Below are 8,318 nucleotides of genomic sequence, written 5' to 3' on the forward strand. Positions count from 1 at the left end.
ACTCATCAAACTCTATCGCCCGCCGAATGGGTCAAGCCTCCAGCAACTCCGCCATCCGCGCCCCCATCGACGCCGGCGAGCGCACGGTCGCGACGCCGGCGGCCTCCAGCGCGGCAAATTTGCCCTCGGCAGTGCCCTGGCCGCCGGTGACGATGGCCCCGGCATGCCCCATGCGCTTGCCGGCAGGCGCGGTGACGCCGGCGATATAGGCCGCCACCGGCTTGGTCATCCGAGTTTGAATGAACGCCGCCGCCGCCTCTTCCGCGCCGCCGCCGATTTCGCCGACCAGGATCACCCCATCGGTCCCGGAATCCGCCTCGAACAGCATCAGACAATCGACAAAATTCAACCCCTGAATGGGATCGCCGCCGATCCCGATACAGGTGCTCTGACCCAGGCCCGCCTGGGTGGTCTGAAAGACCGCTTCGTAGGTCAGGGTGCCCGAGCGCGAGACGATCCCGATCCGCCCTGGTCGATGGATCGAGCCGGGCATGATGCCGATCTTGCAGGCGCCTGGGGTGATGACGCCCGGACAATTGGGACCGATCAGGACTGACTCGCTGTTCGCCAACGCCGCCTTGACGCGCAGCATGTCGAGCACCGGAATCCCCTCGGTGATACAGACGATGACCCGAATGCCCGCGTCCGCCGCCTCCAGAATGGCGTCCGCCGCATAGGGCGCTGGCACATAGATCATGGTGGCGTCAGCGCCCGTTTCGCGGACCGCGGCATGCACGGTGTCGAACACGGGGCGGTCGAGATGGCGTTGACCGCCCTTGCCGGGCGTGACCCCGCCGACCAGGTTGGTGCCGTAGGCGATGGCCTGTTCGCTATGAAAGGTTCCCTGTTTGCCCGTGAAACCCTGACAAATCAGGCGTGTCCCAGCGTCAATGAGGACGCTCATTGCGCGCCCTCCCGCAGGTCTGTTCTCGTGGCGCGGCCCGCGGCCGTGACCACCTTGTCCGCCGCCTCGCTCAGACTGCTGGCGGTCACGACGGCCAGATCGCTGTCGGCGAGCATCCGCAGCCCCTGGGGCGCATTGGTGCCTTCCAGCCGCACCACGACGGGGACATCGACATCCACCTCGCGCACCGCCTGCATGATGCCCTCGGCGATCAGATCGCACCGCACGATACCGCCGAAGATATTGACCAGCACCGCCGTCACCTTGGGGTCGGAGAGGATGAGCTTGAACGCCTCGGCCACCCGGTCCGCCGTGGCGCCGCCGCCCACGTCGAGAAAATTGGCCGGCGCGCCGCCGTGCAGTTTCACCAGATCCATGGTCGCCATCGCCAGTCCGGCGCCATTGACCATACAGCCGATATTGCCGTCGAGGCTGATGTAATTGAGTTCGTGCACTTTCGCCTCCGCCTCGCGGGCATCCTCCTGGGTGAGGTCGCGCAATGCCTCCAGGTCGGGATGACGATAGAGCGCGTTGTCGTCGAGATTGATCTTGGCATCCAGCGCGACCAGATCGCCCGTATCGGTGACCACCAGTGGGTTGATTTCCACCTGACTGGCGTCGCACTCGATGGCGAGCCGATAGATCCCATCCATCAGGACCGCCAGCGCCTTGATCTGCGATCCTTCCAGATCGAGCCCGAAGCCGAGCCGGCGCGCATGAAAAGGTTGCAGGCCAGTGGCCGGATGGACCCGTGTCAACAGGATCTTGTCGGGCGTCGCGACGGCCACCGCCTCGATCTCCATGCCCCCGGACGCGGAGGCCATGAACAGCAGTTGCTCCGAGGCGCGATCCACCAGCAGGCTCAGATAGAGTTCGCGGGCGATCGCGGTGGGTTGCTCCACCAGCAGGCAGCCGACGGGCAAGCCCTCCGGGCCGCTCTGGTGGGTGACCAGACGACGGCCAAGCAGACGGCGTGCCGCGCCGGCGACCTGTTCGTCCGAATCGGCCAGGATTACGCCGCCGGCCTTGCCGCGTCCGCCCGCATGCACCTGCGCCTTGACGACCCAGCGCACGCCACCGAGTTCGGCGCAGGCCGCCTGGACCGCTTCCGGCGTGGACGCGACAATACCCCTGGGCACCGGGATTCGATAGCGCTGAAAGAGCTGCTTTGCTTGGTATTCGTGTAAATTCATCGAATGCTCGCAGTCACGGTCGGAATGAATAGAGTAGATTCAGAGACGAATCCCATCCCGATGGCGGGGTTCGCGCAATTCTGATCCAAACCGCGTCCAGAGTGAAATGCGTTATTTCATGTCAGCGACGGCGCTCGGCGATTCACCCAAGGCTGAGCCGACGCACAAACGACGCATGCCATACCGGACGCTTTTCATCGCGTGGAGCAGGATGTCGAAGATGACCGACGACAATGGACACTCGGAACGATCCGATGCGTCAGGCGATCAGCTGAAAGGCCCGAGCAATGACGATGCGCGCTATCCGACATGGGGCGCATTACGCTGGCTGTTTCTCCTCCGATTCTTGATTTTACTCGGCCTGGCCCTGGTGTTTTCGCTGTCGGTCAGGGATCCCGCAAATAGCGACATCGACACCCCATTCGTCTGGTCGATCCTGGTCGTTTACATGCCGCTCGTTCTGCTCGGCGGACTGGGTCTGCTCAACCGCTGGCCGTACCGGATCCAGCAGGTCCAGCTCGGCATTTTCGTCGATATCCTTGCCTATACCTCCCTGATGCATGCCGCGGGGGGCATCGCCAGCGGACTTGGCATCCTGCTCGCCGTCGCCGTCGCCGCCGCCGCGCTGATGATGGAAGGCCGCCTGTCGCTCCTGTTCGCCGCGCTCGCCTCACTGGCCGTGATGACCCAACAAATCTATGCGGCCATGCTGGACAAGGCTCATGCCACCTCCTTCACGCAGGCGGGTCTGCTGGGTCTGTTGTTTTTCATGGTCGCGCTGATGTCGCATGTGCTGTATCGGCGCGTGCGTTCGGCGGAAGCCCTGGCGGCCCGACGCAAGGTCGACATCGACGACCTCTCCAAGCTGAATGACTTTATCATCCAGAGCATCGGCACCGGCATCCTGGTGGCCGACGGCGAACGCCACCTGCGCCTGTTCAATCAGGCAGCACTGGATCTGCTCGGCACCCGGCGGTTCAACACCGAAGCGGCACTGTCCGACCTCTCGCCCGAGTTGGGCGAATGGCTGGCGTTGCAGGTCCAGCCCTCGCCGCCCAATGGGCGGCTGATCCAGATTGGCAACCGAGAGATTCGCGTTTCGCTCAAGCTGCTGGGCGAATACCGCGCCAGTGGCGTCATCATCTATTTGCGCGACAATCAGGAGGTCGCCAGGGAGGCCCAGCAGATCAAGCTCGCCTCGCTCGGAACCCTGACCGCCAGCATCGCGCACAATATTCGTAACCCCTTGAGCGCCATGACCCATGCCAGTCAATTATTGACCGAAAGTCCGGGGCTGACCGACGATGACCGGCACCTGCTCGAGATCATCCGCCGCAACGGCGCACGTATCGAAGAAACCGTGCACAGCGTTCTGCAGCTCTCCCGCCGCAATCAGCGAGAACCTTCCCCGATCGCGTTGTCCGCCTGGCTCGACGAGTTCTCCAGCGAGTTCCGCGAACGCCATGAATTGCACCCCAGCGCGCTCCAGCTCCAGTGCGACGCTGACGACATCCGCGTCGAGGCGGACCCGCGTCACCTGCATCAGATACTCGCCAATCTGTGCGAAAACGCGCTCATCCATGGCAGGCAGGCCGATCAGCCGCCGCGCATCCTGATCCGGGCCGACCGGACCGATGATCTCAACGAGGCGCTGATCGAGGTCATCGACACGGGGCCGGGCATCGCGGAGGCGACCGTCAACGCGATCTTCGATCCCTTCTATACGACAATCGCCAAGGGAACCGGACTCGGACTTTACATCGCGCGAGAACTCGCCGAAAGCAATGGGATTCGGCTGACCTATCAAGCGGTCGCGCCTCACGGCAGTTGCTTCAGGCTGGTGTTTTCCGGCTGATTCGGCCAAGCCCAACCGGGGCGCCAAGATCGTTGCCCCAGCGTTGCGAACGGAACAAAGCGAAGATGAATTGAGTGCGCCGAGCATGGATACTATTGTCAATCCCGGCGCGGAATCGTTCGAGAACAGAGCGATGAAATCATCCTGGACCACAGGTGGACGCGTATCCGCCGCATTGGATACAGTGAAGATCGTTGCCGGTCAGTGTCGGCCGGTTCTTGCGGATCAACCCAACGAGAAGACTCCATTGCATTTTTTAAAAAATTGGCGAGCCATCTTCTTTGGTCGCAAACGACGTCAACCCATCGCCCAGCCAACGACCGAAAAAGTCGTGCGGATTCCGTTGACGGAGGAAAGGGAGGAAAGAGAGGAGGAGGCCGCCGATGTCCAGTGGTCCGCTGTCGATCTCGACCATTGTTACTTCCAATGGTTGTTGGATCTCGATGCATTCATCGAGCAGCCCATGAATGAATCCGAGACGCATGCACTCGACTCCTTTGCCCAGATGGCCACGGGACAAACCGCCAGCGCGCATTTAATACCACGCCTGCCGACCGTGATTCCCCAGCTCATGCAGAGTCTGAAAGACGAGAAAATGACAGGTGCGCAGTTGGCGCACCAAATTTCAAGAGACCCCGTGCTGGTCGGCGAAGTGATTCGCCTGGCGAACAGTCCTTATTATCGAAGAAGCCATAAAATCGCGAGTATCGAACAGGCGGTCGTGCTGGTGGGCCAGAACGGTTTGCGTCAGTTGATCGCCAGGGTGGCGTTCTACCCCATCTTGAATCTGCGCTCAGGCTCAATGACCAGACTCGCTGGTTCGCGGATTTGGAGTCAGTCAGAGAAATGCGCCATCGTCTGCCGTTGTCTGGCCGACCAACGGAAAGAGGATGCGTTTTCGGCGTATCTTGCCGGGCTCGTTTCCAATGTTGGGATGATGGTCGGACTGCACCTGATGGACCAATTGCTCAGTACGAAAGAGGAAGGCATCCCACGCACCTGGGATTTTTATCGTCGATTCATCGATTCCGCGACATGCTTCTCCCATCGTATCGTGGAAGAATGGAGATTTCCCGAGGCCGTGACCCTGGCGATTGGCGAGCAGACAGCGCGCGACGGCAACGAGGCGATGTCTCCTCTTGGAAAAATCCTGTCCTTGAGCGATCGCTATAGCAAGATCAGCGTTCTGCAAGAGCATCGCCGGGTGCCGGCGGAGATCGATCTGGCGGCGGCCACAGCCGATCCCTGTTATGGTCAATTATCCTTGCGGTAGGCTAAAGTCGGCCTCATCATCCCCGCCGCCGAGCTGTCCGCAAACGCGATGGGTGAGACAGGCTTCTCGCCGCGTCAACCCGCTTTGCCATCCGGCCGCGGACTCAGCAGCATCGGGGCATGCACCCAGAGAAACAGCCCGAAGGCGAGGATCCAACACAGACCGCCGGCCATCAGCCAAGCCTGATAGCCGGCGGGAGCAAGCAGTGGCGCTAAACCGCGCAACGCCGCCGCGAGATTGATCAGGACGAAGGCGACCAACGTCAGCGGCGCCGCCTGCATCGCCCGACCGGTATGCCCCACCGAGACTCGCGACATCATCCCCAGCGTCACCACCCCGAGCGCGCCGACCGTCAGGGCATGCAATGCGCCGCGCGGCGTCAAGGCGGTAAAGGCCGGCAGTCCATCCAGGATCAGGCCGAGCGCGAGCCAAAGCAGACCCACGTAGAGCACCGTCAGCATGGGCGTGGTCCAGATCCGCCGATCATGCCAGCCGAGCAGACGCGCCAGTTGCAGCAGACCCAGGGCGATCGCCAACACGCCCGCGAGTAGGCCGAAGGGTTGGATGAGGTCGAGGATCAGCAAACCGGCCGCCACGCCGAAGGTCAGCCGCTCCAGGATCGGAAACACCCGCGGCCGCGCGCCGTCGATGCCGCTCTTGATGAAGAAGGGCATCACCCGCCCCGAGACCAGCAGCAGGATCGCCAGCACCAGATCCAGCATCAGACGATGCCCGCGCGTCGCGCCTCCAGCGAGCAGACCGAGCGCATCCAGATGCACCATCGCACCGGCCAGGGTCATACCGGCAAAGACCACTAAAAAAACTCGATTGACCGGATTGGGGCCATGCCAGAGCGGGCGCCAGAGCGCGAGCGCCAGCGCCGGGAAAAAGGCGAGATCGAGCAGGACGACCAGCCAGGGCGGCAGCCCGAGCCAGGGCGCGAGCCGCCCGGCCAGCCAGAGTCCGACCAGTGCGGCGAGTCGGGCGCCGGTCGCGGTCGGCATCCCGGTCCAGTTACGCGCGGCGGTGAGCAGAAAGCCCGCCAGCACGGCCGCGAGATAGCCGAAGAGCAGCTCGTGGGCGTGCCAAGCGGTGCCGGCGAGATGGCTCGGCTGGGGCCAAAACCCGCTCAGGATCGCCAGCCAGACGGCGACGGAGAGAATCGCTGACAGACCGGCGGCGAGAAAGAAGGGACGGAACCCAAGCGCGAAGACGGGGATGGCGGTGAGGGTCATGTGCGTCGGGGCCAGTTGGCGACTAAAGCGAGGCTTGCGCGGACGTTAGCCGTCGCGAGAACCGCCCACCTTGATGCCGGTCAAGCGCCATCGGCTAGGCGCTTGCTGGTGGCTGAAAGCTGACGGCTGACGGCGGATTCAATGTTCGCCCTTGGTCCGCAGCAGCCCCGCCAGCCGATTGCCCTGCTTCTGCGGTCCGCCGCGCGGAAAGATCTGATGCAGATAGCGGTTGCTGCCGCGCTCGCGGCCCCAGACCTGACGGAAGTGGGAAATCATGTCGCGCACCGTCGCCTGGGTACCCTGTCGGGCAAAGCGGGCACGCAGATAGCGAATCACCTCCCAATGCTCGGCGTTCAGCGTCAGCCCCTCCTGTGCGGCCAAGGCGCGCGCGAAGTCCTCCGACCAGTCGGAGGGATCGACCAGATAGCCCTCGCTATCGGTCAGGATCGCGCGCTCGCCAACCCGAACCGCGCGGGTCGTCATGCTCGGGTAGGCATTGCTGCCGCTCGGGAATTCGCCGGGGAGTCCGCGCGAGTCCCGCTCGGACTGGGTGATCGACCAGAGTTCGATCGGGATCTCGCCGTCGAGCCGGCCCTCGAAGCGCTCCACCCCGGAGACCAGGATCTTGCCGCTGGTCGGCGGCAGATCGAAGCTGGCCAGGCCCGCGCGATCGGTCAGCACCGGCGCGGTCTCGGTACCGTCCGCGTCCAGGCGCAGAACGACGGGGGTCCGCTTAAGTGGCTCATGGGTAGCCTTCATGGAAATTCTGACTGCGATCATCGTCTGCTCTCCGACGGTTACGACATCCGGTGGATCGACGCCGCCAGGCGGCCCGAACCGAATCCACACTGACTGTGATGAGTTAAGCTTAGTGGCGAGCATGACCAAAGAAAAACGAAATGATTCGGTCTTTGGTATCGGAAATTTCGATAGTTGCCAGTGACGCTTGAGCACCCAACATGGACATCGACCAGATCAAGACCTTTCTCGCGGTCGCCGCCCACGGCAGTTTCCTGGAGGCCGCCAATCGCGTGCATGTCACGCAATCCACCGTGAGCGCGCGCATCCAGAACCTGGAGCAGGGGCTGGGCGCGCGGCTGTTCGTGCGCAACCGCTCGGGCGCCAGCCTCACCCCGGCCGGCCAGCGCTTTCTGCGCCACGCCAAGACCCTGCTGCTCACCTTCGAGCAGGCGCGTCACGATGTCGGTCTGCCGAGCCGCTTTCGCGCCAGCCTGACGATCGGCGCGCGCATCGCGCTGTGGGACGACTTCCTCCCGCGCTGGGCCGGGCGGATGCGTGCGGCGGCGCCGGACATCTCGCTCAATACCGAGATCGGCTTCGAGGAGGATCTGATGCGCCGCATCATCGCCGGCACCATGGATCTGGCCCTGATGTACAGCCCCCAGCAGGGCGCGGGCATCCAGGTCGAGCATCTGTTCGACGAGACCCTGATCCTGGTCGGCGGCGACCCCGAGCAGGGCGCGCCGGACGACGGCTATATCTATGTCGACTGGGGGCCGACCTTCTACGCCCAGCACCGCAAGGTCTATCCGGACCTGGAACGGCCCGCCCAGACCGCCAACATCGGCTGGCTCGGTTTGCAGTTGATCCTCGCCAATGGCGGCACCTGCTTCGTCCCCGAGCGGGTCGCCGCCAGCTATCTGCGCGGCGGCTGTCTGCATCGGGTCGCGGGGGCGCCGACCCTGACCCTGCCGGCCTACGTGGTCTATCCGAGCGACCGCGACTCCAGCGAACTCACCACCGCGCTCGCCAACCTGCGCGCGCTGGTGGACGAGGGGGCGGCGACGGGATCCGTCTGAATCGAATCGCCCCGCCGTCCCACCACTCACTCCAACCC

At 63.7% G+C, this 8,318-nt stretch carries 7 protein-coding genes; 3 read left to right on the top strand and 4 right to left on the bottom strand.

The window, feature by feature from the left end; genetic code table 11:
* Positions 1 to 31: 31 nt before the first annotated feature.
* Together sucD and sucC are read right to left on the bottom strand one after the other, a co-directional pair.
* Positions 32 to 904, bottom strand: a complete 873-nt coding sequence (sucD, locus tag CCR95_RS13900) for a succinate--CoA ligase subunit alpha (RefSeq protein WP_201095381.1) — start codon at positions 902 to 904, stop codon at positions 32 to 34.
* Positions 901 to 2,097, bottom strand: a complete 1,197-nt coding sequence (gene sucC / locus CCR95_RS13905; RefSeq protein WP_201095382.1) for an ADP-forming succinate--CoA ligase subunit beta — start codon at positions 2,095 to 2,097, stop codon at positions 901 to 903. Before sucC ends, sucD begins: the two co-directional genes overlap by 4 nt.
* Before the next feature lie 220 nt (positions 2,098 to 2,317).
* On the opposite strand from sucC, the gene CCR95_RS13910 reads away from it, so the two are divergent.
* Together CCR95_RS13910 and CCR95_RS13915 are read left to right on the top strand one after the other, a co-directional pair.
* Complete coding sequence (locus CCR95_RS13910; RefSeq protein WP_201095384.1) at positions 2,318 to 3,952, top strand: sensor histidine kinase; 1,635 nt, start codon at positions 2,318 to 2,320, stop codon at positions 3,950 to 3,952.
* Positions 3,953 to 4,037: 85 nt separating this feature from the next.
* A complete protein-coding gene (locus CCR95_RS13915; RefSeq protein WP_242523245.1) occupies positions 4,038 to 5,225 on the top strand; it encodes an HDOD domain-containing protein in 1,188 nt (395 codons plus the stop codon).
* A gap of 74 nt (positions 5,226 to 5,299) precedes the next feature.
* Here CCR95_RS13915 and CCR95_RS13920 read toward each other — a convergent pair whose 3' ends face one another.
* Together CCR95_RS13920 and CCR95_RS13925 are read right to left on the bottom strand one after the other, a co-directional pair.
* Positions 5,300 to 6,460, bottom strand: a complete 1,161-nt coding sequence (locus tag CCR95_RS13920) for an NnrS family protein (RefSeq protein ID WP_201095387.1) — start codon at positions 6,458 to 6,460, stop codon at positions 5,300 to 5,302.
* 138 nt (positions 6,461 to 6,598) lie between these two features.
* Positions 6,599 to 7,240: a TusE/DsrC/DsvC family sulfur relay protein gene (locus tag CCR95_RS13925; protein WP_201095389.1), complete on the bottom strand. Its 642-nt coding sequence runs from the start codon at positions 7,238 to 7,240 to the stop codon at positions 6,599 to 6,601.
* Positions 7,241 to 7,419: 179 nt separating this feature from the next.
* Between CCR95_RS13925 and CCR95_RS13930 the strand changes: the two genes are divergently transcribed.
* A complete protein-coding gene (locus CCR95_RS13930) occupies positions 7,420 to 8,280 on the top strand; it encodes a LysR family transcriptional regulator (RefSeq protein WP_201095391.1) in 861 nt (286 codons plus the stop codon).
* The last annotated feature ends 38 nt before the right edge of the window (positions 8,281 to 8,318 follow it).

Origin of the sequence: Thiocystis minor, from assembly GCF_016653465.1 — a bacterium.
GTDB lineage: Bacteria > Pseudomonadota > Gammaproteobacteria > Chromatiales > Chromatiaceae > Chromatium > Chromatium minus.